General features: G+C 63.9%; 26 protein-coding genes. 19 read left to right on the top strand and 7 right to left on the bottom strand.

The window, feature by feature from the left end:
• The first annotated feature begins 381 nt into the window (after positions 1 to 381).
• On the top strand, positions 382 to 2,121 hold the full coding sequence (gene nifA, locus QX132_RS29970; RefSeq protein ID WP_315740942.1) for a nif-specific transcriptional activator NifA: 1,740 nt from the start codon (positions 382 to 384) through the stop codon (positions 2,119 to 2,121).
• Positions 2,122 to 2,455: 334 nt separating this feature from the next.
• On the opposite strand, the gene QX132_RS29965 is transcribed toward nifA, so the two are convergent.
• The gene (locus QX132_RS29965) at positions 2,456 to 3,658 is read right to left on the bottom strand and encodes an integrase core domain-containing protein (RefSeq protein WP_315796132.1); all 1,203 of its coding nucleotides are present in this window, start codon (positions 3,656 to 3,658) and stop codon (positions 2,456 to 2,458) included.
• Between the two features lie 347 nt (positions 3,659 to 4,005).
• On the opposite strand from QX132_RS29965, the gene QX132_RS29960 reads away from it, so the two are divergent.
• Genes QX132_RS29960 through QX132_RS29940 form a run of 5 tightly spaced genes read left to right on the top strand, consistent with a single transcriptional unit; the run spans position 4,006 to position 9,145 of the window.
• Complete coding sequence (locus QX132_RS29960) at positions 4,006 to 4,200, top strand: 4Fe-4S dicluster domain-containing protein (protein ID WP_006609648.1); 195 nt, start codon at positions 4,006 to 4,008, stop codon at positions 4,198 to 4,200.
• 38 nt (positions 4,201 to 4,238) lie between these two features.
• Positions 4,239 to 5,756: a Fe-S cluster assembly protein SufB gene (gene sufB / locus QX132_RS29955; RefSeq protein WP_315811378.1), complete on the top strand. Its 1,518-nt coding sequence runs from the start codon at positions 4,239 to 4,241 to the stop codon at positions 5,754 to 5,756.
• Positions 5,757 to 5,793: 37 nt separating this feature from the next.
• Entirely contained in the window at positions 5,794 to 6,555 is a 762-nt protein-coding gene (gene sufC, locus QX132_RS29950; RefSeq protein ID WP_315740944.1) for a Fe-S cluster assembly ATPase SufC, read from the top strand.
• 19 nt (positions 6,556 to 6,574) lie between these two features.
• Positions 6,575 to 7,900: a Fe-S cluster assembly protein SufD gene (gene sufD, locus QX132_RS29945; RefSeq protein WP_316163569.1), complete on the top strand. Its 1,326-nt coding sequence runs from the start codon at positions 6,575 to 6,577 to the stop codon at positions 7,898 to 7,900.
• A 3-nt stretch (positions 7,901 to 7,903) separates the two neighbouring features.
• Entirely contained in the window at positions 7,904 to 9,145 is a 1,242-nt protein-coding gene (locus QX132_RS29940; protein WP_316163568.1) for a cysteine desulfurase, read from the top strand.
• Positions 9,146 to 9,632: 487 nt separating this feature from the next.
• On the opposite strand, the gene QX132_RS29935 is transcribed toward QX132_RS29940, so the two are convergent.
• On the bottom strand, positions 9,633 to 10,094 hold the full coding sequence (locus tag QX132_RS29935) for a SufE family protein (protein WP_315740947.1): 462 nt from the start codon (positions 10,092 to 10,094) through the stop codon (positions 9,633 to 9,635).
• Positions 10,095 to 10,140: 46 nt separating this feature from the next.
• Positions 10,141 to 10,533 (bottom strand): response regulator, encoded by a 393-nt coding sequence (locus QX132_RS29930; protein WP_315740948.1) that lies wholly within the window; start codon positions 10,531 to 10,533, stop codon positions 10,141 to 10,143.
• A gap of 449 nt (positions 10,534 to 10,982) precedes the next feature.
• Here QX132_RS29930 and nifH point away from each other — a divergent pair, with 449 nt between their 5' ends.
• The 10 genes from nifH (at position 10,983) to hspQ (ending at position 20,075) form a co-directional block, all read left to right on the top strand.
• The gene (gene nifH / locus QX132_RS29925; protein WP_315740949.1) at positions 10,983 to 11,870 is read left to right on the top strand and encodes a nitrogenase iron protein; all 888 of its coding nucleotides are present in this window, start codon (positions 10,983 to 10,985) and stop codon (positions 11,868 to 11,870) included.
• A gap of 74 nt (positions 11,871 to 11,944) precedes the next feature.
• Positions 11,945 to 13,447: a nitrogenase molybdenum-iron protein alpha chain gene (gene nifD, locus QX132_RS29920; RefSeq protein ID WP_315740950.1), complete on the top strand. Its 1,503-nt coding sequence runs from the start codon at positions 11,945 to 11,947 to the stop codon at positions 13,445 to 13,447.
• Positions 13,448 to 13,529: 82 nt separating this feature from the next.
• Positions 13,530 to 15,089, top strand: a complete 1,560-nt coding sequence (gene nifK, locus QX132_RS29915) for a nitrogenase molybdenum-iron protein subunit beta (protein WP_315740951.1) — start codon at positions 13,530 to 13,532, stop codon at positions 15,087 to 15,089.
• A 127-nt stretch (positions 15,090 to 15,216) separates the two neighbouring features.
• Positions 15,217 to 16,890 carry a nitrogenase iron-molybdenum cofactor biosynthesis protein NifE gene (gene nifE / locus QX132_RS29910; protein WP_315796469.1) on the top strand — a complete coding sequence of 558 codons (1,674 nt, stop codon included), beginning with the start codon at positions 15,217 to 15,219 and terminating at the stop codon, positions 16,888 to 16,890.
• Positions 16,891 to 16,900: 10 nt separating this feature from the next.
• Positions 16,901 to 18,298 carry a nitrogenase iron-molybdenum cofactor biosynthesis protein NifN gene (gene nifN, locus QX132_RS29905; protein WP_316163567.1) on the top strand — a complete coding sequence of 466 codons (1,398 nt, stop codon included), beginning with the start codon at positions 16,901 to 16,903 and terminating at the stop codon, positions 18,296 to 18,298.
• Between the two features lie 25 nt (positions 18,299 to 18,323).
• Positions 18,324 to 18,719 carry a nitrogen fixation protein NifX gene (nifX, locus tag QX132_RS29900; RefSeq protein WP_315756230.1) on the top strand — a complete coding sequence of 132 codons (396 nt, stop codon included), beginning with the start codon at positions 18,324 to 18,326 and terminating at the stop codon, positions 18,717 to 18,719.
• A gap of 10 nt (positions 18,720 to 18,729) precedes the next feature.
• Positions 18,730 to 19,200, top strand: a complete 471-nt coding sequence (locus QX132_RS29895) for a NifX-associated nitrogen fixation protein (RefSeq protein WP_315740955.1) — start codon at positions 18,730 to 18,732, stop codon at positions 19,198 to 19,200.
• Between the two features lie 17 nt (positions 19,201 to 19,217).
• Entirely contained in the window at positions 19,218 to 19,418 is a 201-nt protein-coding gene (locus QX132_RS29890) for a CCE_0567 family metalloprotein (protein ID WP_012045814.1), read from the top strand.
• 23 nt (positions 19,419 to 19,441) lie between these two features.
• A complete protein-coding gene (gene fdxB / locus QX132_RS29885; protein ID WP_015665404.1) occupies positions 19,442 to 19,729 on the top strand; it encodes a ferredoxin III, nif-specific in 288 nt (95 codons plus the stop codon).
• Positions 19,730 to 19,748: 19 nt separating this feature from the next.
• Entirely contained in the window at positions 19,749 to 20,075 is a 327-nt protein-coding gene (hspQ, locus tag QX132_RS29880; protein WP_315785954.1) for a heat shock protein HspQ, read from the top strand.
• 269 nt (positions 20,076 to 20,344) lie between these two features.
• On the opposite strand, the gene QX132_RS29875 is transcribed toward hspQ, so the two are convergent.
• From QX132_RS29875 to QX132_RS29865, 3 genes are all read right to left on the bottom strand, one after another.
• Positions 20,345 to 20,662 (bottom strand): hypothetical protein, encoded by a 318-nt coding sequence (locus QX132_RS29875; protein WP_316163566.1) that lies wholly within the window; start codon positions 20,660 to 20,662, stop codon positions 20,345 to 20,347.
• Positions 20,663 to 20,692: 30 nt separating this feature from the next.
• Positions 20,693 to 21,535, bottom strand: coding sequence for a sulfurtransferase (locus QX132_RS29870; RefSeq protein WP_316163565.1), 843 nt, complete (start codon positions 21,533 to 21,535; stop codon positions 20,693 to 20,695).
• A 66-nt stretch (positions 21,536 to 21,601) separates the two neighbouring features.
• A complete protein-coding gene (locus QX132_RS29865) occupies positions 21,602 to 22,060 on the bottom strand; it encodes a hypothetical protein (protein ID WP_315785950.1) in 459 nt (152 codons plus the stop codon).
• A 197-nt stretch (positions 22,061 to 22,257) separates the two neighbouring features.
• Here QX132_RS29865 and QX132_RS29860 point away from each other — a divergent pair, with 197 nt between their 5' ends.
• Entirely contained in the window at positions 22,258 to 22,677 is a 420-nt protein-coding gene (locus QX132_RS29860; protein WP_315756225.1) for a Rieske (2Fe-2S) protein, read from the top strand.
• A gap of 71 nt (positions 22,678 to 22,748) precedes the next feature.
• Here QX132_RS29860 and QX132_RS29855 read toward each other — a convergent pair whose 3' ends face one another.
• Positions 22,749 to 23,357, bottom strand: a complete 609-nt coding sequence (locus QX132_RS29855) for a hypothetical protein (protein WP_315785949.1) — start codon at positions 23,355 to 23,357, stop codon at positions 22,749 to 22,751.
• 324 nt (positions 23,358 to 23,681) lie between these two features.
• On the opposite strand from QX132_RS29855, the gene QX132_RS29850 reads away from it, so the two are divergent.
• Positions 23,682 to 24,002: a HesB/IscA family protein gene (locus QX132_RS29850; RefSeq protein ID WP_257170758.1), complete on the top strand. Its 321-nt coding sequence runs from the start codon at positions 23,682 to 23,684 to the stop codon at positions 24,000 to 24,002.
• Positions 24,003 to 24,040: 38 nt separating this feature from the next.
• Entirely contained in the window at positions 24,041 to 24,331 is a 291-nt protein-coding gene (locus tag QX132_RS29845) for a NifU family protein (RefSeq protein WP_315713137.1), read from the top strand.
• Positions 24,332 to 24,337 lie beyond the last annotated feature (6 nt).

Below are 24,337 nucleotides of genomic sequence, written 5' to 3'. Positions count from 1 at the left end.
CATACCCATGGCTTGCAGCCGAAGGCGACGAGCGGCGGGCCGAAGGTGGAAAGTTGGTGTTCAGTGTTGTCCGTTGCGATCCGGTCGCAAACAGGCCGACGAATGCGCGGATATTAGGTGTCGAGAAGACAACGCGAAATCGTTAGGCGCACCGTTTTTGTCGCCCGCGCGGACGTGCAATGCACGCATCGTGACGGGTGCAAACTCATTTGTTAACATCATGAAAGCCTGCAGCTTTTCTGTTCTGTCCGTTGCACACTACTTCTGCGGCAATGCAGCAAAGTTAGGCACGACAATCATCTGCAGTTGGGGGAGGATGTTAGAACATCTACAATCACGGGCGGCTTCACCGAGGCGTTCGTGACGATCAGAGAAGCGGCCATGGTCCAAACGGAAACACGTCAGGTCGAAGCTCAGGACGTCAGGTCCAACGCCGCTCCGATCCCGCTCAGCGAGATCGCCCTGACGGGCATTTTCGAAATCTCGAAGATCCTGGCGGCGCCGACGCGGTTGGAGATCACCCTCGCCAATGTCGTCAACCTGCTGCAGTCCTTCATGCAGATGCGCCACGGCGTGGTGTCGCTGCTCGCCGATGACGGCATTCCCGATCTTGCGGTGGGGGCCGGGTGGAGCGAAGGCAGCGATCAGCGCTATCGCGAACGTCTGCCGCAGAAGGCGATCGACCAGATCGTCGCCACCGCCGTGCCGCTGATCGCGGAGAACGTCGCCGATCATCCCGCCTTCAGCGCCGTCGACGCGGTGACGCTCGGCGTCGGTGCCGACACCCGCGTGTCCTTCCTTGGCGTTCCCATCCGCATCGACCAGCGCGTCGTCGGCACGCTGACGATCGACCGTGTCTGGGACGGCCGCGCCGTGTTCCGGCTCGATTCCGACGTTCGCTTCCTGACCATGGTCGCCAACCTGATCGGCCAGACCATCAAGCTTCATCGGGTCGTCGCGCGTGACCGCGAGCGGCTGATGGCGGAAAGCCACCGGCTGCAGAAGGAGCTGTCGGAGCTGAAGCCGGCGCCGAAGGATCGCAAGAAGGTGCTGGTCGACGGCATCGTCGGCGACAGCCCGGCGCTGCGCGCATTGTTGGAGAAGATCAACGTCGTCGCCAAGTCGAATGCGCCGGTGCTGCTGCGCGGCGAATCCGGCACCGGCAAGGAGCTTGTGGCGAAGGCGATCCATGAACTGTCCAATCGCGCCAAGCGGCCGTTCATCAAGATCAACTGCGCCGCATTGCCAGAGACAGTGCTGGAATCGGAGCTGTTCGGCCATGAGAAGGGCGCCTTCACCGGCGCGATCAACGCGCGCAAGGGCCGCTTCGAACTGGCCGACAAGGGCACCTTGTTCCTCGACGAGATCGGCGAGATCTCACCGGCGTTCCAGGCCAAGCTCCTGCGCGTGTTGCAGGAGCAGGAGTTCGAGCGCGTCGGCGGCAATCAGACCATCAAGGTCGATGTCCGCATCGTCACCGCCACCAACCGCAACCTCGAGGAGGCGGTGTCGCGCAACGAGTTCCGCGCCGACCTCTACTACCGGATCAGCGTGGTGCCGATCAAATTGCCGCCGTTGCGCGAGCGTCGCAGCGACATTCCGCAGCTGGCGCGCGAGTTCCTGCGCCGCTTCAATTGCGAGAACGAGCGCGACCTGACGTTCGACGTCAGCGCGATCGAGGTGCTGATGCATTGCGGCTTCCCCGGCAATGTGCGCGAGCTGGAGAACTGCGTGCAACGGACCGCGACCATGGCAACGGGCTCGGCGATCAGCATGGACGACTTCGCCTGCAGCCGCAACGAGTGCATGTCGGCGATCCTGTGGAAGGGTAACACGGTAACCCCGCCACCGCCGCGCGGCCAGCCCATGGTGCCGCTGCCGATCCTGCCGCGGACGTCGGCGCCGATCGAGGCTCCCGTCGAGTTGCCGGCCATCGATGCCGATGACGGCGAGTATTCCGAGAGTACGGAGGGCGGCGCGGTGCCGGAGCGCGACCGCATCGTGCAGGCGATGGAGCGCTCCGGCTGGGTCCAGGCCAAGGCCGCGCGCCTGCTCGGCCTCACGCCGCGCCAGATCGGCTACGCGCTGAAGAAGCACAATATCGAGGTGAAGCGGTTCTGAACGGGTTGGGTCTCATGAGGGGCGCGCAGATGGCGCGCCCTTTTTTATTTCACGTGCATGCTGTCGCCCGCGTAACGATAGTCGTGAAACTCGAGATCGCGCCCCGGCGACGGTCGGCTCCCCTCCCCCTTGCGGGGAGGGGTCGGGGGTGGGGGTCTCCGGGCGCTGATCGTCGTGAGTTCGCTCGCTGTACTCACGTCCGCTGAGCTGCTCGTTACATCACACGTCGTCACTCCGCTGGTGACAGCATTAGCGCGCATCACGTGCAGCGTGCTCTGACCGACCGGGTTGATCCCTGACATTTTGGACCGGGCTGATCCCTGACACTATTCGATCACTGCTGTGTTGTCTCCGCCGTTTCCTGCGCGACGCGGAGCCGCGCACGCGGCGGAGCAAAGCGCAGGAAACGGCGGTCGCGGTCGATCAGCCCGAGGTCTCGGCCCCAGAAGCGGACGATGTGGCCGCCGGTATCGTGCTTGGCGAGGCCGATGAGTTCGCCGGCGAGCGCTTCGCCAACGAAGACGTGCTCGCCTTGCCATTTGATGTCCCCGGTGGGACGCACGCGGCGGACCTCGTGATCGGCGTCGTACCAGGGATCATCGAGACGGTCTGGCATGAAGCGCACCGGCCTGCGCCAGAGCTTGACGGGGGCCACCTGGTCGAGCGCCTCGTGCGGCCGCTCCTCGTTGAAGTGGCGGCGAAAGGCGTCGAAGCGTCGCTGCTGCTCGGCGGCCGTGTCTGCCGGTGGCTTCGACGTCTCGGCCTTCAGCGTGCGGTGCATGCGCTCGTGCCGGCCGTTGTCCTGCGGGCTCGCTGGTGGGATGTAGCGTGGCTCGATGCCGAGCTTGAGCCACCACACCGAGAGCGCCGAAAGGCCGCCAGCTCCCGTCGATCCGAACGGTACTCCATTGTCGGAGCGGATCGCGTCGGGAAGGCCGATATCCTTGAAAACGCGCTCCAGAGCGCCCTTCACGCCAGCCCAGGTCGGATCGACAATGCGCACCTCGATGAGATAGCGGCTCGCCGCATCGGTGATGGTGAGCGGATCGCAGCGCGTGCCATCGCCAGTGCGGAACCAGCCTTTGAAGTCGATCGCCCACTCGTCATTGGGGCCCTCCGCCGGCGTGATCAGCTCGCCTTGCGCGATCGCCCGACGTCGGCGTGGCCGCGCTTCGACCAGGCCTTCACGCTTCAGGAGGTCGCCGATCGTCGAGGCCGCCGGCCAGTCGACCTCCGTTCGCTCGCGCGCGAGCCAGGCCTTGATCTTCTTGGGGCCAAAATGCGGAAACCGTCGTCGTGTTGCGATGATGCGCCGTGCCAGCCGGTCCGCTGTGGCGTGCGGGCAGTTCTGCACGGCGTGGCTCTTCTCCTCGAACCACTGCGGATCCCCGCTCGCGCGGCGGCGCTCCCAAACGTAGAACGTCTCCCGGCTGATGCCGTGCCGCGCGCACAGCTCCGTCACCGAAAAAGCTCCCGTGTCGTACTCCCGAAACAACCCGATACGCTGCTCCACAGGACTGCTCTCCCTGAAAGGCATCGACCGATCCTCCTTCGAATCGGACGAAGCTTGCCTGTCAGGAATCAACCCGGTCTGAATTGTCAGGACTCAGCCCGGTTCATACCCTCGTGGACCCCCACCCCCGACCCCTCCCCGCAGGGGGGAGGGGGCTCACTGCCTTCGTGGCGGGGGCTCGACCCAAACGCGCACGCGACTTCATGCGGCCTGTCGCACTTGCGACATGCTGTCGGGAGAGCGACAGCTGACCGGCGTAGCGATCTTTAGAATCCTCCTTAGAAATCAACCAAATGCTCTCTGGCACGCGGCTTGAAAGATACCCCGTGAATGACGTCGTCCGATGTCGCAGGGATCGCGGGGAGCTGCACATGACCTACAAGATCATCGCCTCACAATGCACGGTCTGCGGGGCTTGCGAGTTCGAATGTCCGAATGCGGCCATCCGGCTGAAGAACGACATGTACATCATCGATCCGAAGAAGTGCACGGAGTGCGAGGGCCACTTCGACGCGCCGCAATGCGCTGCCGTCTGTCCGGTGCCGGACACCTGCGTGCCCGCCTGACGCGGGCCACGACGGAAACATTGCAAGCGGAGTGAGAGATGGCAGCGGTTCAGGAGACCATTGATCGGGTCAAGGGCATCGACGTCGATCAATATCGCTACGGATTCGAGACCGTCATCGAGTCCGAGAAGGCCCCGAAGGGGCTGTCGGAAGACACGATCCGCTTCATCTCAGCCAAGAAGAACGAGCCGACCTGGATGCTGGAGTGGCGGCTGGAGGCGTACCGCCGCTGGCTGACGATGACCGAGCCGACCTGGGCGCGCGTCGGATACCCGAAGATCGACTATCAAGATCTCTATTACTACGCCGCGCCGAAGCCGAAGAAGAAGGTCGCCTCGCTCGACGAGATCGATCCGGAGATCCTGAAGACTTACGAGAAGCTCGGCATTCCCCTGCGCGAGGTCGAGATCCTCGAAGGCGTCGAGCGGCCTGCGGCGGCGGAAGCGGATGTCGACGGCGAGGCCGCGGCGCCGCGCAGCAAGATCGCCGTCGATGCCGTGTTCGACTCGGTGTCGGTGGCGACGACGTTCAAAGAGGAACTGAAGAAGGCCGGCGTGATCTTCATGCCGATCTCCGAAGCGCTGCGCGAGCATCCCGACCTCGTCCAAAAATATCTTGGCACGGTGGTGCCCACCACCGACAACTATTTCGCGACGCTGAATTCGGCGGTGTTTTCCGACGGCTCGTTCGTCTACATCCCGCCGGGCGTGCGCTGCCCGATGGAGCTGTCGACCTACTTCCGCATCAACGAGCGCAACACCGGCCAGTTCGAGCGTACCCTGATCATCGCCGACAAGGGCGCCTACGTCTCCTATCTCGAAGGCTGCACGGCCCCGCAGCGCGACGAGAACCAGCTGCATGCCGCCGTGGTCGAGCTGGTCGCGCTGGATGACGCCGAGATCAAATATTCGACGGTGCAGAACTGGTACCCCGGCAATTCCGAAGGCGTCGGCGGCATCTATAATTTCGTCACCAAGCGTGGTGACTGTCGCGGCACAAATTCGAAGATCTCCTGGACCCAGGTCGAGACGGGCTCGGCGATCACCTGGAAATATCCGAGCTGCATCCTGCGCGGCGACAATTCCAGCGGCGAGTTCTATTCGATCGCGATCTCGAACGGCTTCCAGCAGGTCGATAGCGGCACTAAGATGATCCATCTCGGCAAGAACACGTCGAGCCGGATCATCTCCAAGGGCATCGCCGCCGGCAAGTCGCAGAACACCTATCGCGGCCTGGTCAGCGCCCATCGCAAGGCCTCCGGCGCGCGCAATTTCACCGCCTGCGACTCGCTCTTGATCGGCGACAAATGCGGCGCGCACACCGTGCCCTACATCGAGGCCAAGAACTCCTCCGCGGTGTTCGAGCACGAGGCCACGACGTCGAAGATCTCCGAGGACGTGCTGTTCTACTGCATCCAGCGCGGGCTCTCCCAGGAGGAAGCGGTCGGCCTGGTCGTCAACGGCTTCGTCAAGGATGTGCTGCAGCAATTGCCGATGGAGTTCGCGGTCGAGGCGCAGAAGCTGATCTCGATCAGCCTCGAAGGATCGGTTGGATGACGGCGTCGCGCCGCGACAGCATCAGAAGGAGTGTTCGATGACGGCCTTGCTCGAAATCAAGGGGCTCCATGCCGAGATCGCAGGCGGACGGAAGATCATCCAGGGTCTGGACCTGACCGTGAACAAGGGCGAGATCCACGCCATCATGGGCCCGAACGGCGCCGGCAAGTCGACGCTGTCCTACGTGCTGGCCGGCAAGCCCGGCTACGAGGTCACGGCCGGCGAGGTCTATCTCAATGGCGAGGACCTCTTGGCGATGTCCGCCGACGAGCGCGCCGCCAAGGGCGTGTTCCTCGCGTTCCAATATCCGTTGGAGATCCCCGGCGTCGCGACGCTCACCTTCCTGCGGGCCGCCTTCAACGCCCAGCGCAAGGCGCGCGGCGAGGAGGAGCTGTCCTCGCCGGACCTGATCAAGCGCGTGCGCGAGATCGCCAAGACGCTGAACATCGATGCCGACATGCTGAAGCGGCCGCTCAATGTCGGCTTCTCCGGCGGCGAGAAGAAGCGCAACGAGACCCTGCAGATGGCGCTGCTGCAGCCGTCGCTCTGCGTCCTCGACGAGACCGATTCCGGCCTCGACATCGACGCGCTGAAGGTCGTCGCCAACGGCGTCAACGCGCTGCGCTCCGCCGAGCGAGGCATGATCGTGATCACCCACTATCAGCGGCTCCTCGACTACATCGTGCCCGACATCGTCCATGTGTTCGCGGCGGGCCGCATCGTCCGCACCGGCGGCAAAGACCTCGCGCGCGAGCTCGAGGCGACCGGCTACGCCCAGTACCAGAGCGAAGCGGCTTAAGGCGCCGGGGAGGACGAACATGGGCGTCGTGATCCGCAAGACCAAGGCCGAACTCGGACTGGCCGATCTGTATCAGGGCGCCCGCCGCTATCTGCCGGGCGGCGAGGAGATCACCGCGGTGCGCGCTGCTGCGTTCGACCGTTTCAATGCGGTCGGCCTGCCGCACCGGCGCGTCGAGGCGTGGCGCTACACCGATTTGCGCACGCAGATGAAGGAGGCCAAGCGGCTCGCCTCGCTGCCCGACGACGCGGCAAAAACCAAGGCGCGCGAGGCGAGCGACTTGTTCGCGGGCGCTGGCTTCCGCAAGCTGATGATCGTTGACGGTGCCTTCGTGCCCGAGCTGTCCGACCTCGCCGATCTCGAGCCGGGCCTCACCATCCAGCCGATGGCCGACGCGCTCGCCGCCGACAAGCCGCTGCTGTCGCAGCGTCTCGGCCCCGTCGTGCCTGACGACGATCCGGCGTTGGCGCTCAACACCGCACTGGCTGCCAATGGCGTCGTGATCCTGGTGGCGCCGGGCACGGCACTGAGCCGACCAATCCACGTCGCGTTCGTCACGACGAACTGGGTCGCAACCTCGATGTACACGCGGTCGCTGGTCAATATCGGAACTGGGGCCAGCGCCACCATCGTCGAGTCGCATCAGGGGCCCGACGGAAGCGAATATCAAGTCAACACCGCGATGCAGCTCGTCGTCGGCGACGAGGCGCGGATCGACCATGTCAAGGTGGCCCGGGAGGGCAACAGCGCGCTGCACATCTCCTCGCTGCTCGCCAATATCGGCGCGCGTGCGACCTTCAATCAGCTTGGCTTCGTCGCCGGCGGCAGCCTGGTGCGCAACCAGCTGTTCGTGCACATCGCTGGCGAGGGCACCGTGGCCGACATCCGCGGCGGATCGCTGCTGTCCGGCGCCCAGCATGCCGACACGACCTTGGCGATCGAGCATGCAGCCGAGAACTGCCAGAGCCGCGAGACCTTCAAGGCGGTCGTCGGCGACACCGCGCGCGCGGTTTTCCAGGGCAAGATCACGGTCAGTCCCGGCGCGCAGAAGACCGACGCCAAGATGATGTCGCGGGCGCTGCTATTGTCCGACGAGGCCGAGGCCGACAGCAAGCCGGAGCTCGAGATCTTCGCCGACGACGTGCAGTGCGGCCACGGCACCACGACCGGCGCGATCGACGACGAGCTGCTGTTCTATCTGATGGCGCGCGGCATTCCGCCCAAGGAAGCCAAGGCGCTGCTGATCCAGGCCTTCGTTGGCGAGATCATCGAAGGCGCCGCCGATGAGAGCGTGCGGGCGGCGTTGACCGAAGCGATGCTGGGCTGGCTCGGACAACGGGAGTAGGTGATGCATGCAGCGGTGAACGGAAGCGGCTACGACGTTGGCCGCATCCGTGCGGACTTTCCGATCCTCGGCATGCAGGTGCACGGCAAGCCGCTGGTCTATCTCGACAACGCCGCCTCGGCGCAGAAGCCGCAGGCCGTACTGGACCGGATGAACCAGGTCTATACGTCCGAATACGCCAACGTGCATCGGGGGCTGCATTATCTCGCCAACGCCGCCACCGAGGCCTATGAGGGCGCCCGCGGCAAGGTGGCGTCGTTCCTGAATGCCGGAAGCCCTGAGCAGATCATCTTCACGCGCGGCGCCACGGAAGCCGTGAACCTGGTCGCGCAGACCTTCGGCCGCGAGCGGATCGGGCCGGGCGATGAGATCGTGCTCTCGATCATGGAGCACCACGCCAACATCATCCCCTGGCATTTCCTCCGGGAGCGCCAGGGCGCGGTGCTCAAATGGGCTCCTGTCGACGACGACGGCAATTTCCTGCTCGACGAATTCGAAAAGCTGCTGACGCCGCGCACCAAGATGGTGGCGATGACGCAGATGTCGAACGTGCTCGGCACGGTCGTCCCGGTCAAGGAGGTCATCCGCATCGCGCATGCGCGCGGCATCCCGGTGCTGATCGACGGCTCGCAGGCCGCCGTGCACATGGAGGTCGACGTCCGCGATCTCGATGCGGATTTCTATTGCATCACCGGGCACAAGATCTACGGCCCGACCGGCATCGGCGCGCTCTACGGCAAGCGCGAGCTCTTAGCCGCGATGCCGCCGTTCAACGGCGGCGGCGAGATGATCCGCGAGGTCTCGCGGGACTGGGTCACCTATGGCGACCCGCCGCATCGCTTCGAGGCCGGTACGCCGCCGATCGTCGAAGCCGCTGGGCTGGGGGCAGCGATCGACTACGTCGCCTCCATCGGCAAGCAGCGCATCGCCGCGCATGAGCATGATCTCGTCGCCTATGCGACCGAGCAGTTGCGCGAGATCAACTCGCTGCGCATCATCGGCAATGCCGCCGACAAGGGGGCGATCGTCTCGTTCGAGATGCAGGGCGCCCACGCCCACGACTTCGCCACCGTCATCGACCGCTCCGGCGTCGCGGTCCGCGCCGGCACCCATTGCGCCATGCCGCTGCTGGAGCGCTTCGGCGTGACGGCGACGTGCCGGGCCTCGTTCGCGATGTACAACACGAGGGAGGAGGTCGACGTGCTGGTGCGGGCGCTGAAAAAGGCGCAGGAATTTTTCTCGTAGCAAGCCCCGCGGAGAGCGCCATGCGGTGATGGCGAGTGCGGATTTGCCGATTTAGCTGCAAGTTGGATCCGAGCTCTTGCCAGAGCGGCGGTAGGCTCCTTCGCCCCGTTTGCGGGGAGAGCGTTGGGGTGAGGGGACTCTCCACGCAGCGAGGTCGTGGAGAGTCCCCCTCACCCGGATTGCATCTGCGATGCAACCCGGCCTCTCCCCGCACGCGGGAGGGCTATCGCATATGGCGATCGAAGTTTTGCGCTGGTCCATCTCCACGACGTCATGGCCGGGCTTGTCCCGGCCATCCACGTCGTTCGGCATGCTGAGAACCACGTGGATGCCCGGGACAAGCCCGGGCATGACGGAGAAAATCATTGGCAGGATCGTTCGCCGAGACAGCTCCGCATGTCCATATGCGATAGCTCTGCCGCACGCGGGGAGAGGCTCAGACCGGGTTCGCCGCAATATACGAGCTTCATCAACTCAACAACCAAACCTACGCCGCCGCCGCCAGCGCCGCCTGGGCGTCGGCTCTGATGCGGCTCACCATCGAGCGGAAGCCGTTGGAGCGCTGCGGGGTCAAATGCTCGCGCAGGCCGAGTTTCTCGAACAGCGCGATCGGATCGGCGGCCAAGATCTCGGATGCGGTGCGGCCGGACACCATCGCGAGCAGGATCGCGACCAGGCCGCGGACGATGTGGGCGTCACTGTCGCCGATGAAGTCGAGCGCCGGCACTGCGGCGTCGTGCCGCACTGTGGTGGCAAGCCAGACCTGGCTGGTGCAGCCCTGCACCTTGTTGCCATCATTACGGTCGGTATCGGGTAGCGGCGGCAGGCCGCGGCCCAACTCGATCACGTAACGGTAGCGGTCGTCCCAGTCGTCGAGCAGCGCGAAATTCTCGACGATGTCCTCGATGTCCGGTGCCCCCGGCGTCGCGGTCTGGGTCATCTTCAACATCATCCCCTCCTCGTCATCGGCTGATCTCCGTGGATACCAGGGCCAGCTATGCCGTCAGGCCCGGCTCGCTACCGCGCCGCGCCAGCACGGAATCGACCGCGTGCGTGACGCCGTCGAAGGTGATCGGCTTGGCGATGATGGCTTCCGCGCCCTGCCGCAGGCCGGCCAGCGCGAGCGGCGACTTGGTCGATCCTGCGACCACGATGATGCCGGCCTGATGCATCGTCCTGGCGAGCATGCCGACCGTCTCGGCGCCGTCGTCCTCCAGGATGCTCATCCCGATGAGGACGGCATGGGGCGTGGTCCGTGCGGCCTTGGTCAATGCGTCGGCGGTCTCCGCGAAGGTGAAGGTCTCGTGACGCTCACTGAGAATGTAGCCGAGCGCCGAGCGGATCACCTGATCGGCTTCAATGACAAAGACGCGCGTCTTGCTCGCCATCAATAGTACTCCTGCTGGCCCGTTCGAAAGCGGGTTTGATCTACATCAAGCAAACTCCGTACCGCCGCTCCTGGCCGGCCTCACGCGAGCGCTCCCCGGTGTTCTCTACGGAAGCGCCGCTCGGAGCCGCGGCGGCATGTGTCGTTTCGGACAGCACGGCGCGGGAGCGTCGGGTGAAAACCCCCGATGTCGGATTTGCAACAAGTACATCCTAGCGCCGAGCTTGGCCGCATCTCTTTCAAAACATGGCCTTTTTAACGATTCCAAAGCTCTGGCACAGCCGTTGCAAAACTGGGCTCAGGCAAAGGTTGAGGGCTGAGTGCACGCCGACGCTTCGGACGAGCGATGCTCTCCTTCCCAATAACCCGTCTGCCGGTTCTGGAGAGAGGACGCGGTCTCGCGATGCAAGGTGCATGCGAGACATTGGCAATCGGTTGATGGAGAGCATCATGGCAGCGCTGCGACAAATCGCATTCTACGGCAAAGGCGGCATCGGCAAGTCGACGACGTCACAAAACACCCTCGCGGCACTCGCCGAGATGGGACACCGGATCCTGATCGTGGGCTGCGATCCGAAGGCGGATTCGACCCGCCTGATCCTGCACGCCAAGGCGCAGGACACCATCCTCAGCCTGGCCGCTGCCGCGGGCAGCGTCGAGGACCTCGAGATCGAGGAGGTCATGAAGGTCGGCTATCGCGACATCCGTTGCGTCGAGTCCGGTGGTCCGGAGCCGGGCGTCGGTTGCGCCGGCCGCGGCGTCATCACATCGATCAACTTCCTGGAAGAGAACGGCGCCTATGAGGACATCGACTACGTGTCCTACGACGTGCTCGGCGACGTGGTCTGCGGCGGCTTCGCGATGCCGATCCGCGAGAACAAGGCGCAGGAGATCTACATCGTGATGTCCGGCGAGATGATGGCGATGTATGCCGCCAACAACATCTCCAAGGGCATTCTGAAATATGCCAACTCCGGCGGCGTGCGCCTGGGCGGCCTGGTCTGCAACGAGCGCCAGACCGACAAGGAGCTGGAGCTGGCGGAGGCGTTGGCGAAGAAGCTCGGCACCCAGCTGATCTACTTCGTGCCGCGCGACAACATCGTGCAGCACGCTGAGCTGCGCCGCATGACCGTGCTGGAATATGCGCCGGACTCGGTCCAGGCCGGCCACTACCGCTCGCTGGCGCAGAAGATCCACGCCAACGGCGGCAAGGGCATCATCCCGACGCCGATCACGATGGACGAGCTCGAGGACATGCTGATGGAGCACGGCATCATGAAGGCCGTCGACGAGAGCCAGATCGGCAAGACCGCCTCCGAGCTCGCCGCCACGGCGTAACCGCCACCGGTCATCCGGCCCATGATCTCTAAGGGCCGGATGACCCCCGCAACCGATCATCGAGGAAAAGCCAGATGAGCGTTATCGAGAAACAAAGCGTGGCCGAGATCAAGGCACGCAACAAGGAACTGATCGCCGAGGTCTTGAAGGTCTATCCGGAGAAGACTGCCAAGCGTCGCGCCAAGCACCTCAACGTGCATGAGAACGGCAAGTCCGACTGCGGCGTCAAGTCGAACATCAAGTCGATCCCGGGCGTCATGACCATTCGCGGCTGCGCCTATGCCGGCTCGAAGGGCGTGGTGTGGGGCCCGATCAAGGACATGATCCACATCAGCCACGGCCCGGTCGGCTGCGGCCAGTACTCCTGGGCGGCGCGCCGCAACTACTACATCGGCACGACCGGCATCGACACCTTCGTGACGATGCAGTTCACCTCCGACTTCCAGGAGAAGGACATCGTGTTCGGCGGCGACAAGAAGCTCGCCAAGATCATGGACGAGATCCAGGAGCTGTTTCCGCTGAACAACGGCATCACCGTGCAGTCGGAATGCCCGATCGGCCTGATCGGCGACGACATCGAGGCGGTCTCCAAGGTCAAGTCGAAGGAGTATGACGGCAAGACCATCGTTCCCGTCCGCTGCGAAGGCTTCCGCGGCGTGTCGCAGTCGCTCGGCCACCACATCGCCAACGACGCGATCCGGGACTGGGTGTTCGACAAGATCCCGGCCGACGCTGCGCCGCGCTTCGAGCCGTCCGACTATGACGTCGCGATCATCGGCGACTACAACATCGGCGGCGACGCCTGGTCGTCGCGTATCCTGCTCGAGGAGATGGGCCTGCGCGTGATCGCCCAGTGGTCGGGCGACGGCTCGCTCGCCGAGCTGGAGGCGACGCCGAAGGCGAAGCTCAATGTGCTGCACTGCTACCGCTCGATGAACTACATCTCGCGTCACATGGAAGAGAAGTACAATATTCCGTGGTGCGAATACAATTTCTTCGGGCCGAGCAAGATCGCCGAATCGCTGCGCAAGATCGCCAGCTATTTCGACGACAAGATCAAGGAAGGTGCCGAGCGCGTCATCGCCAAGTACCAGCCCCTGATGGATGCCGTCATCGCCAAGTATCGGCCGCGACTCGAAGGCAAGACCGTGATGCTGTTCGTCGGCGGTCTGCGTCCGCGCCACGTGATCGGCGCCTACGAGGATCTCGGCATGGAGGTCGTCGGCACCGGCTACGAGTTCGGCCACAACGACGACTATCAGCGCACGGCCCAGCACTACGTCAAGGACGGCACGCTGATCTATGACGACGTGACCGGCTACGAGTTCGAGAAGTTCGTCGAGAAGGTCCAGCCGGACCTGGTCGGCTCGGGCATCAAGGAAAAGTACGTGTTCCAGAAGATGGGCGTACCGTTCCGCCAGATGCACTCCTGGGACTACTCGGGTCCCTACCATGGCTACGACGGGTTCGCGATCTTCGCCCGCGACATGGACATGGCCATCAACTCGCCGGTCTGGAAGATGGCAAAGGCGCCCTGGAAGCAGGTGCCCAAGCCGTTGCTCCAGGCTGCCGAGTAACACCACCACCCACGGCCTGGCTCTCCTTCGGCGGAGAGCCAGCGCTCCCTGATCGACACAGGAAAATAGAGAGGGTTATCCCATGACGCAGAGTGCCGAACATGTGCTCGATCACTTCGAGCTTTTCCGTGGTCCCGAATACCAGCAGATGCTGGCGAACAAGAAGAAGATGTTCGAGAATCCGCGCGATCCCGCCGAGGTCGAGCGCATCCGCGAATGGGCCAAGACGCCCGAATATCGCGAGAAGAATTTTGCCCGTGAGGCGCTGACGGTCAATCCGGCCAAGGCCTGCCAGCCGCTCGGCGCCGTGTTCGTCGCCGTCGGCTTCGAGAAGACGCTGCCGTTCGTGCACGGCTCGCAGGGTTGCGTGGCCTACTACCGCAGCCATCTGTCGCGCCACTTCAAGGAGCCAAGCTCCTGCGTGTCGTCGTCGATGACCGAGGACGCAGCGGTGTTCGGCGGCCTCAACAACATGATCGACGGCCTCGCCAACGCCTACAACATGTACAAGCCGTCGATGATCGCGGTCTCCACCACCTGCATGGCGGAAGTCATTGGTGACGACCTCAACGCCTTCATCAAGACCTCGAAGGAAAAGGGCTCGGTTCCGGCCGAGTTCGACGTGCCCTTCGCCCACACCCCCGCCTTCGTCGGCAGCCATGTCACTGGCTACGACAACGCCATGAAGGGCATTCTCGAGCATTTCTGGGACGGCAAGGCCGGCACCGCGCCGAAGCTCGAGCGCGTTCCGAACGAGAAGATCAACTTCATCGGTGGCTTCGACGGCTACACCGTCGGCAACATCCGCGAGGTCAAGCACATCTTCGAGGAAATGGGGATCGAATACACGATCCTCGGCGACAACTCGAACGTGTTCGACACCCCGACCGACGGCGAGTTCCGCATGTATGATGGCGGCACGACCTTGGAGGACGCGGCCAACGCCGTCCACGCCAAGGCGACCATCTCGATGCAGCACTATTGCACCGAGAAGACCCTGCCGCTGATCAAGAACCACGGCCAGGAAGTTGTCTCGTTCCACCATCCGGTCGGCGTCACCGGCACCGATGCCTTCGTGATGGCGCTGTCGCGCATCACCGGCAAGGAGATCCCGGAATCGATCGCCCTCGAGCGCGGCCGCCTGGTCGACGCGATCGCCGACTCCAGCGCGCACATCCATGGCAAGAAGTTCGCGATCTACGGCGACCCGGATCTCTGCCTCGGCCTCGCCGCGTTCCTGCTCGAGCTCGGCGCCGAGCCGACCCATGTGCTCGCCACCAACGGCAACAAGGAGTGGGCCGAGAAGGTGCAGGCCGTGTTCGACTCGTCGCCGTTCGGCAAGAACTGCCACGTGTATCCCGGCAAGGATCTGTGGCACATGCGCTCGCTGCTGTTCACCGAGCCGGTCGACTTCCTGATCGGCAACACCTACGGCAAGTATCTGGAGCGCGACACCGGCACCCCGCTGATCCGCATCGGCTTCCCGATCTTCGATCGCCACCACAAGCACCGCTATCCGGTGTGGGGTTATCAAGGCGGCCTGAACGTGCTGGTCACGATCCTCGACAAGATCTTCGACGAGATCGACCGCAACACCAACGTGCCGGCCAAGTCGGACTACAGCTTCGATATCATCCGCTGAGTGACGGCGCGGCGGCCTTTCGGGGTCGCCGCGTTTCGATGTTGGGAGCGGGGCTCAAGGGGAGGCATGTCGTGCCTGAGCCTTGTCTTTCGAAAGACGCGCAATCGGTCGTCAACAGGAGAAGCCAATGAGCTCGCTTTCGGCCACGATCCAGAACGTCTTCAACGAGCCGGGTTGCGGCAAGAACGCCAACAAGTCCGAGGCCGAGCGCAAGAAGGGTTGCACCAAGCAGCTGCAGCCGGGCGGCGCGGCCGGTGGCTGCGCCTTCGACGGCGCCAAGGTCGCATTGCAGCCGCTGACCGACGTCGCGCATCTCGTGCACGGACCGATCGCCTGCGAAGGAAATTCCTGGGACAACCGCGGTGCGGCCTCCTCTGGATCCCAGATCTGGCGCACCGGCTTCACCACCGACATCAACGAGACCGACGTCGTGTTCGGCGGCGAGAAGCGCCTGTACAAGGCGATCAAGGAAATCATCGAGAAGTACGATCCGCCGGCGGTCTTCGTCTACCAGACCTGCGTGCCCGCCATGACCGGCGACGACATCAACGCGGTCTGCAAGGCGGCCTCCGCGAAGTTCGGCAAGCCCTGCATTCCCGTCAATTCGCCCGGCTTCGTCGGCCCGAAAAATCTCGGCAACAAGCTCGCCGGCGAGGCGCTGCTCGATCACGTCATCGGCACCGTCGAGCCTGAGGTCACCACGCCCTACGACCTCAACATCATCGGCGAATACAATCTGTCCGGCGAGCTCTGGCAGGTGAAGCCGCTGTTCGACGAGCTCGGCATTCGCATCTCCGCCTGCATCTCCGGCGACGGTCGCTACAAGGATGTGGCGTCGTCGCACCGCGCCCGTGCGGCGATGATGGTGTGCTCCAAGGCGATGATCAACGTCGCCCGCAAGATGGAGGAGCGTTACGGCATTCCGTTCTTCGAGGGCTCGTTCTACGGCATCCAGGACTCCTCGGACTCGCTGCGCGAGATCGCGCGCCTGCTGGTCGAGCGCGGCGCGCCGGCCGATCTGCTGGATCGCACCGAGGCCGTCATCGCCCGTGAGGAGGCCAAGGCGTGGGCCGCGATCGAGCCGTTCAAGCAGCGGCTGACGGGCAAGAAGGTGCTCTTGATCACCGGCGGCGTGAAGTCGTGGTCGGTCGTCGCGGCGCTGCAGGAGGCCGGCATGGAGCTGGTCGGCACCTCGGTGAAGAAGTCCACCAAGGAGGACAAGGAGCGCATCAAGGAGCTGATGGGCCAGGACGCCCACATGATCGACGATATGGCGCCGCGCGAGATGTACAAGATGCTCAAGGACGCCAAGGCCGACATCATGCTCTCGGGCGGCAAGTCGCAGTTCGTGGCGCTGAAGGCTGCGATGCCCTGGCTCGACATCAACCAGGAGCGTTCGCACGCCTTCATGGGCTATATCGGCATGGTCAAGCTGGTCGCGGAGATCGACAAGGCGATCTACAACCCGATGTGGGAGCAGCTGCGCAAGCGCGCGCCGTGGGAGACCGCCAACAATAATTGGCAGGCGAGGGCGATCGCGCAGGCCAATGCGGAAGCCGCGGCGCTCGCCGCCGATCCGGTTGCCGCGGAAGCCGCGCGCCGCGCCAAGAAGATCTGCCACTGCAAGTCGGTCGATCTCGGCACCATCGAGGACGCCATCAAGACTCATGGTCTGAGCGACGTCGCCGGCGTCCGCACTCACACCAACGCCTCCGGTGGTTGCGGGGCATGCGCCGGCCGGGTCGAGGACATCCTGGCGGCACAGAAGGCGCCGGCCGAGCTGCTGCAGGCGGCGGAATAGGGCGGCGCACATGGCCAAAGTCACCATTGGAAAGAAAGCCTGCGCGGTCAATCCGCTCAAGATGAGCCAGCCGATCGGCGGATCGTTTGCCTTCCTCGGCCTGCGCGGCGCGATGCCGCTGCTGCATGGCTCGCAGGGCTGCACCTCGTTCGGGCTGACACTGTTCGTGCGCCACTTCAAGGAAGCGGTGCCGATGCAGACGACGGCGATGAGCGAGGTCGCCACCGTGCTCGGCGGCTATGAGAATGTCGAGCAGGCGATCCTCAACATCCATAAGAGACAGAAGCCGGAGATCATCGGCATCTGCTCGACCGGGGTCACCGAGACCAAGGGCGACGATGTCGACGGCTACATCAGGCTGATCCGCGAGAAGCATCCGGAGCTCGCGACCTATCCGCTGGTCTATGTCTCGACGCCGGATTTCAAGGACGCGTTCCAGGACGGCTGGGACAAGACAGTCGCCAAGATGGTCGAGGTGCTGGTCGACAAGCCGACCTCGACGCGGCGCGATCCGACCCGTGTCAACGTGCTGCCCGGCTGTCACCTGACGCCGGGCGACATCGAGGAGCTCAGGACGATCTTCGAGGATTTCGGCCTGGAGCCGTCGTTCCTGCCGGATATCGGCGGCTCGCTCGACGGTCACATTCCCGACGAGTTCACGCCGACCACGATCGGCGGCATCGGCCTGGAAGAGATCGCGACCATGGGCAGCGCATCCTGGACGATCGCGATCGGGGCTCAGATGAAGCGGGCAGCGGAGGCGATGCAGGCCAGGACCGGCGTGCCATACCGGCTGTTCGAGCGGCTGTGTGGCCTGCTGCCGAATGACGACTTCATGAGCTTCCTGAGCGAGATCTCGGGCCGTCCGGTGCCGGCGAAGTATCGCCGCCAGCGCGGCCAGCTCGCCGATGCCATGCTGGATGCGCATTTCCACATCGGCGGCCGCAGGCTCGCCATCGGCGCCGAGCCGGACCTGCTGTTCGATGTCGCCAGCATGCTCCACGACATGGGCGCACACATTGCCGTCGCCATCACCACGACGCAGTCGCCGGTGCTCGAGCGCATGCCGTGCGAGGAGGTGCTGATCGGCGATCTCGAAGATTTGGAGACCCTCGCCAAGGCGCGAGACTGCGGTCTGATGATGACGCATTCGCATGGCCGTCAAGCTGCCGCGCGTCTCAGAATCCCTTTCTATCGGATCGGCTTCCCGATGTTCGACCGGCTCGGAGCAGGGCACCTGCTGACGGTCGGCTATCGCGGCACGCGCGACCTCATCTTCGCGCTCGCCAATCTCATCATCGCCGATCGCGAGGACAACCATCAGCCGACGCCGGACACCTGGCTCGATCCCTGGGCCGATTCCCAACAGGCGCCGCTGGACTCCGCCGTCGTGGCGCCACTGCATTGACGTGTCAGGAGAAAGGACCGACGACATGAAAGTCGCATTCGCTACCCAGGATCTGAAACGCGTCGACGCCCATTTCGGCTGGGCCAAGAACATCGCGATCTACGATGTCGACACTGCGGGGCATCGCTTCGTCGAGACCGTCGAGTTCGACGGCGATCTCAAGGAGGACGGCAACGAGGACAAGCTGGCGCCGAAGATCGAGGCAATCAAGGATTGCGCGATCCTCTATGTCGCCGCGATCGGCGGCTCCGGCGCCGCGCGCGTCGTCGCCAACAACATCCATCCGATGAAGGTCAATCAGCCCGAGGAGATCAGCGATCTCCTGGGCAAGCTGCAGGCCGTTCTGGCTGGCACGCCGCCGCCCTGGCTGCGCAAGGCGCTCGCCAAGGGCCAGGAACGCGTTCTCGATTTCGAGGAATGAGGAAACCAACATGTCCGATACCGCGGTAGCAGTCGAAACGGTACCCGCCGAGCAGCGGCCCTTCGTCAAGGAGCTCATCAAGGTCTGGCGCGCCCAGGACACCCATGGCGCCTGGGAGGGCAAGAAGGACATCGATCTGCTCGAGCCCTACATCCTGGACAAGGAGAAGCGGCGGGCGCTGCCGATCATCGGCGATCCCGATCCGGAGACGATCTGGCGGCTCGAACTGTTCTTCAACGCGGTCGCGCTGTCGATCGAGAAGGCCACCGGCGTGATGATCTCGCCGATGCTGAAGATGAGCCACGAGGGCTTTGGCCGCATGGTGCTGATCGGCGGCCGGCTGATCGTGGTCAACAAGCAGCTGCGCGACGTGCACCGCTTCGGCTTCGACAATCTCGGCAAGCTGGCCGACGAGGGCGACAAGTTCGTCAACGCCGGCGTCGAGATGATCGAGAAGTTCAAGGACGTCGCAAACTACTAACGGCGAGGATGGAGACAATGAGCGACCTGGACACCCTGAAGGCCGAGATCAAGAAGCTGTCGGCACGTGCCATGGATGCCAAGATGAACCTGCACGACTTGTCGGAGGAGCTGCCCATCAACTGGGACCAGATCCTGCCGACGGCTCAGAAGGCGCATGAAGCCTTTGCCGAGCTGGAGAAGAAGCGAGCCGAGCTGAAGAAGCTCGAGACCGCCTAAGCCCGATTTGAGGACCCGTCATCATGTCCAATTCAACCCGTGACGGCCGCGACTGGCGGCCGGACTATCTGGTCGCCATCGACGCCGGAAAGTGTATCGGCTGCGGCCGCTGCTACAAGGTCTGCGGTCGCGAGGTGATGACCTTGAAGGGCATCAACGACGAGGGCGAGTTCGTCGAGCTCGATGACGACGAGGATGACGAGGTCGAGAAGAAGATCATGGTCATGCACGACACCGGCGCCTGCATCGGCTGCGGCGCCTGCGCCCGCGTCTGCCCGACCAACTGCCAGACCCATTCGCCGGCGGCGTGAGATCATCGAGCGTGCTGACATGGTGCGGATGGAGGCAAAGTTCACGATCGGCCAGGTGATACGGCACCGCGTCTACGACCTGCGCGGTGTCGTGTTCGACGTCGACCTGTCATTCTCGGAAGAAGAGGGCTGGCGCGCCATCACCATGGACACCAGGCTCGACAAGGAGCAGCCGTTCTACTACCTGCTCGCCGAATGCGGCGACAGCAGCTACATCGCCTATGTTCCGGAGCAGAACTTGGTGGCGGACGTCACGGGTGAGCCGGTCAAGCATCCCGATATCGGCGAGCTGTTCGATGTCGACGACGCCGGCAGCTACCGCTACCGCGGGCGGGTTTTTCAGTAGTCATATCCGCCGCTAGGGCCGTCATTGCGAGGAGCCGCAGGCGACGAAGCAATCCAGAGTCCTCGCGCCGCCCTGGATCGCGTCGCTTCGCTCGCGATGACGGCAATGGATTGGTAGGGTGGGCAAAGGCGCCTGGGCGGTTTTTCCACGCCGATTCAGCCAATGCGCCGTGCCCACCATTTTTCGGCGTGCGGGACGAAGATGGTGGGCACGCCATCGGACGCCGCTTCGCGCCGCCCGCTGGCTTTGCCCACCCTACGAATCAATGCCTACTCGATCCCCTGTTCCCGCGCTTTCCACATCGCGGCGATGCGGAAGCGTTCGTTGATCGCGGCGGGGTTGGCGAGGATATCAGCCTGGGCGGCGGCGAACGCGCTCTCGACGATTGCGGCCTCCTCCTTGGTCAAAGTGATGCGGCCGGCCATGTGGGTCGCGTCGGGCGCGGCCTCCCAGATCTTGCGTCGGTTCGGATGCAGCTTGACCTCCACCAGCTCGAACGCCTCGAGCTCGCCTTCGAGACAGATTGCCAGCCCAATCACCTCGACCTTGCGGCCGTCCTGCGTGGTCTTGACCAGGGTTCTTGCCATGCTCGTGCTCCCGTCATTCGTCTGTGCACATCACGCCGCCACCGCCGTGTCGTCGAGCTGGCTCCATTCCGCCCAGGACCCGTCGTAGACGGCAACATCCGGACGTCCCAGCCCATAGAGCGCCAGCGCCAGCATGCATGACGTGATGCCCGAGGCGCAGGTGGTGACGATCGGCTTCTCCAGATCGATGCCGGCACTCGCGAATCGGGCTGCGAGCGCGTCGGGCGCCATGAGCACGCCCGTGTCCGGGTCGACCAGATCGGCCCAGGGCAGATTGATCGCGCCGGGGATGTGGCCCTGGCGCTTGAACGTGAACACGTCCGCTTGGGTGCCATCGAACTTGCCGGGCCCACGGGCGTCGACCAGCTGCGCGCCGCCACTCTGCACGGCGGCCGAGGTGGTCACAAGCTCCGGCCTGAAGCTTGCGCTGAAACTCGCCGGCACCGGGCGCACCGGCGTCATCTCGGCCGGCCTCTTCTCCTTGGTCCATTTGCCGAAGCCGCCGTCGAGCAGGGCGACGTTGTCGTGCCCGAACACGCGGAACATCCACCACACGCGGCCCGCGGCGGAGCCGCCATAGTGGCGGTCATAGACGATGACGCGGTCAGAATTGCTGATGCCGAGCAGCCCGACCTTGTGGGCGAAATCCTCCGCTGACGGCAGCATGTGCGGCAGCGGGCTCGACTTGTCGGCGACCTGGTCGATGTCGAAATGCACCGAGCCCGGCAGATGCCGGCCGCGATATTGCGTACGGCCATCGAGATTGGTGCTCGGATGATGCCAGGTGCAGTCGAGGATCTTGGTGGCGGGATCGGTGAGATGTTGCGCCAGCCATTCGGAGCTGACCAGGGCGTCAGAGAAGTCTGTGCTCATGCATTCGCTCGCGATGTCGTTAAACCAACAGGAGGGACCTGGTCCAAGGCGTGACGGCGTCCGCCGTCACAGCGTCTTCGGCATCGGATAGCCCGGGCGTGGATGCGTGTCGTAGTATTCCGGACGCTCCGGCCAGCCGCCTTCGGCGATGATCTTGAAGGTCGCGACCGTAACCGGCGCGCCGGGCGAGCATGACACTTCGGTGAACTTGATCTCGCGCTCGCCTGGGCCGGCGGAGAAATCGGCGACAGTGGTGCCGTCCGCCTTGCGCGCCCGCGCAAAGCCGGGCGTGCCGACGGTGGCCGCCGGCACGGACGTCGCGACGAAGTTCGGCTGCTCGAGGCCATCCACCGCGGGGGCGAAGGCGGGCGAGCCGAACGTGAAGGTCGCGAGCACGCCGCTGCGGTCGACCGGCTTGTCCGCGGTGATCGGACGCGCCACCGAGTAGACCGTCAGCGTGCCGCCCTCCAATGCCGCCTTGATGTCGTCGAGCGAGCTCTCGACGAATTCCAGTGCCACGTTCATGTCGATCTCCTTACAAAGCCGTACTCGCAGGAGAAATTTTCAAGTTCTGTGCCAGTCTCTCGCAGCAGCGAAGAAAGCCAGGCGGACGGGCGGAGTTGCGCGAATCTTGCAACGCGTTCCGCAGGCGAGCCGACCGCCGCTCCCGCTGCGCTGAAGCGGCCGTGTCGGAGATGCGCCAGACATCGATGAGGCCCGACATGACGACCGACGTCGCCTACGCCATCTGCAGCTTCAACGACATCCCGAGCCGCCGCGCCATGGGCTTTCAGCTCATGATCGTGGCCGAGGACGGAACGCAACGTCCGTGGCCGATCTTCGTGATCCGCTGGGGCAAGCAGGTGTTCGGATATCTGAACATGTGCCCGCACGATAAGGTCAATCTCGACTGGGAGCGAAATCAGTTCCTGGACGGCAACGGCCTGCGCATCCTGTGCGGCAAGCACGGCTCGCTGTTCGAGATCGGCACCGGGCTCTGCGTCGACGGCCCGTGCAAGGGCGAGAGCCTGACGCCGGTGGCGTTGAGCGTCCTCGATGGCGACATCTGTGTGACCGGCGTGACCTTGGTCGAGGATGAAGAGGATGAGGACGAGACCGGCCTGCAATGCGAGGAAGGCTGAGGCTGCGATCCCGGCGAAGTCCCGACGGCAACTGCCGGGACTTCATCTTGCATATGAAGAAAAGGACGATGTCAGACCGGTCGGTTCTCGTTGCGGTTCTTGACCGGCTCCATCCTGGCCAGTGCATCCGCGTAAGGCACGAGATCGTAATTCTCACTGAAGTCCTTGGCGGTGTCGAGCACGTAGTCGAGCTTGCCTGCGGTATCGAGCTTCTTGATGTCGTTCTTGTCGATCGACAGCAGGTCCAGCATCTCCTTCCACACTGTGGATTCGTCGCAAGGCAGGACATAGAACGTCACGTCGCCCATCTTGATGCGATACTTCGCCAGGAGGTCGATGTTGTTGCAGAACATGAAGTACTTGCCGTTCGGCTGCAGCAGGTTCTTGAGCACCTCGACCGCCGTCTCGAGATAGGCCAGCGAGTGGATGTAGCCGACCAGCACCGGAATGGTCGCCTCGCCGTCGTTGACGATCGTCAGCACCTGCTCGATCGAGAAGTCCGGCGGCCGCTTCTCGTCGGCGACCTGGGTCTGGAATTTCAGCGCGATGTCGCCGCGGAAGCCGAACCGTCCCGGCCTGGTGGTCGGCGCTTTGAGTACGGCGTTCAGCAGTCGTCCTTCCTTGTCGAGTTGCGCGAGCGCGGTGGTCTCGATCGCAACCGTCTTCTCCAATGTCGTCATCAGCAATCCCCTCGCATGTCCTGGTGAGCCGTCTCGCCGCACGGCGCGGTCGAAAAGGGCTGGAATGCAAATTGTCTGCCGATGTGTGCTGCGTCTTGATTTACTTGGTCTTTCGCCCGCGACCTCAGAGCATTGTCGGGTTTCCGCCGCGACATCCTTTCGGCACCTCCGAGGCCGGCGCAAATCATCCGTGTCGGAAACCCGACATGCGTCGGAAACGCCACAGCGACTTTGCGAAAAACCGTGTCGTTTCAGTTAATTGCTGCATGGCATGAGACTTGCCACTCCTGTTCGCAACAGCCGAATGGGAAAGGCGAGACGATGATGATCAATCTGACCGACAGCGCCATCAATGCGGTTCGCAACGCGATCACGACCTCCGACAAGCCGGTCGACGGCCTCAGGATCATGGTCGAAGCCGGTGGCTGCGCCGGGCTTAAATACAATATGGGCCTCGTCAGCGGCAGCGAGCCGGAGGACACCGTGATCGAGCGCGAGGGCGTGCGCGTGCTCGTCGATCACAAGAGCCTCGAATATCTCGAAGGCACGACGATCGATTTCGTCATCGCGCTGGAAGGCTCCGGCTTCACCTTCGAGAATCCGAATGCCAAGTCAAGCTGTGGCTGCGGCAAGTCGTTCGCTTGATTCTTCGCTCGATCATTCAACACGCGAGAAGTGAAACCATGCTGGTCGAATCCCAGGGCATCGTCGAAGCGCCGTCGCAGATGAGCGAGCGCGAGCGGATCATCCGGGCCGTGATCGAGGAGGTCCGTCCGAACCTCAAGCGCGACGGCGGCGATTGCGAGCTCGTCGAGATTGATGGCAACAAGATCATGGTCAAGCTCGCCGGCGCCTGCATCTTCTGCAAGCTCGCCAGCGCGACGCTCGAGGGCATCCAGGCGCGCATGATCGAAAAGCTCGGCGAGTTCGTTCGCCTCGTTCCGGTGGCCGGCGCAGCCAAGGCGCGGCATTAAGGAGCG

The organism is Bradyrhizobium sp. SZCCHNRI20481, assembly GCF_032485055.1.
In the GTDB taxonomy this organism is placed as follows: Bacteria; Pseudomonadota; Alphaproteobacteria; order Rhizobiales; family Xanthobacteraceae; genus Bradyrhizobium.
This window is presented reverse-complemented; position numbering and strand designations above follow the sequence as displayed.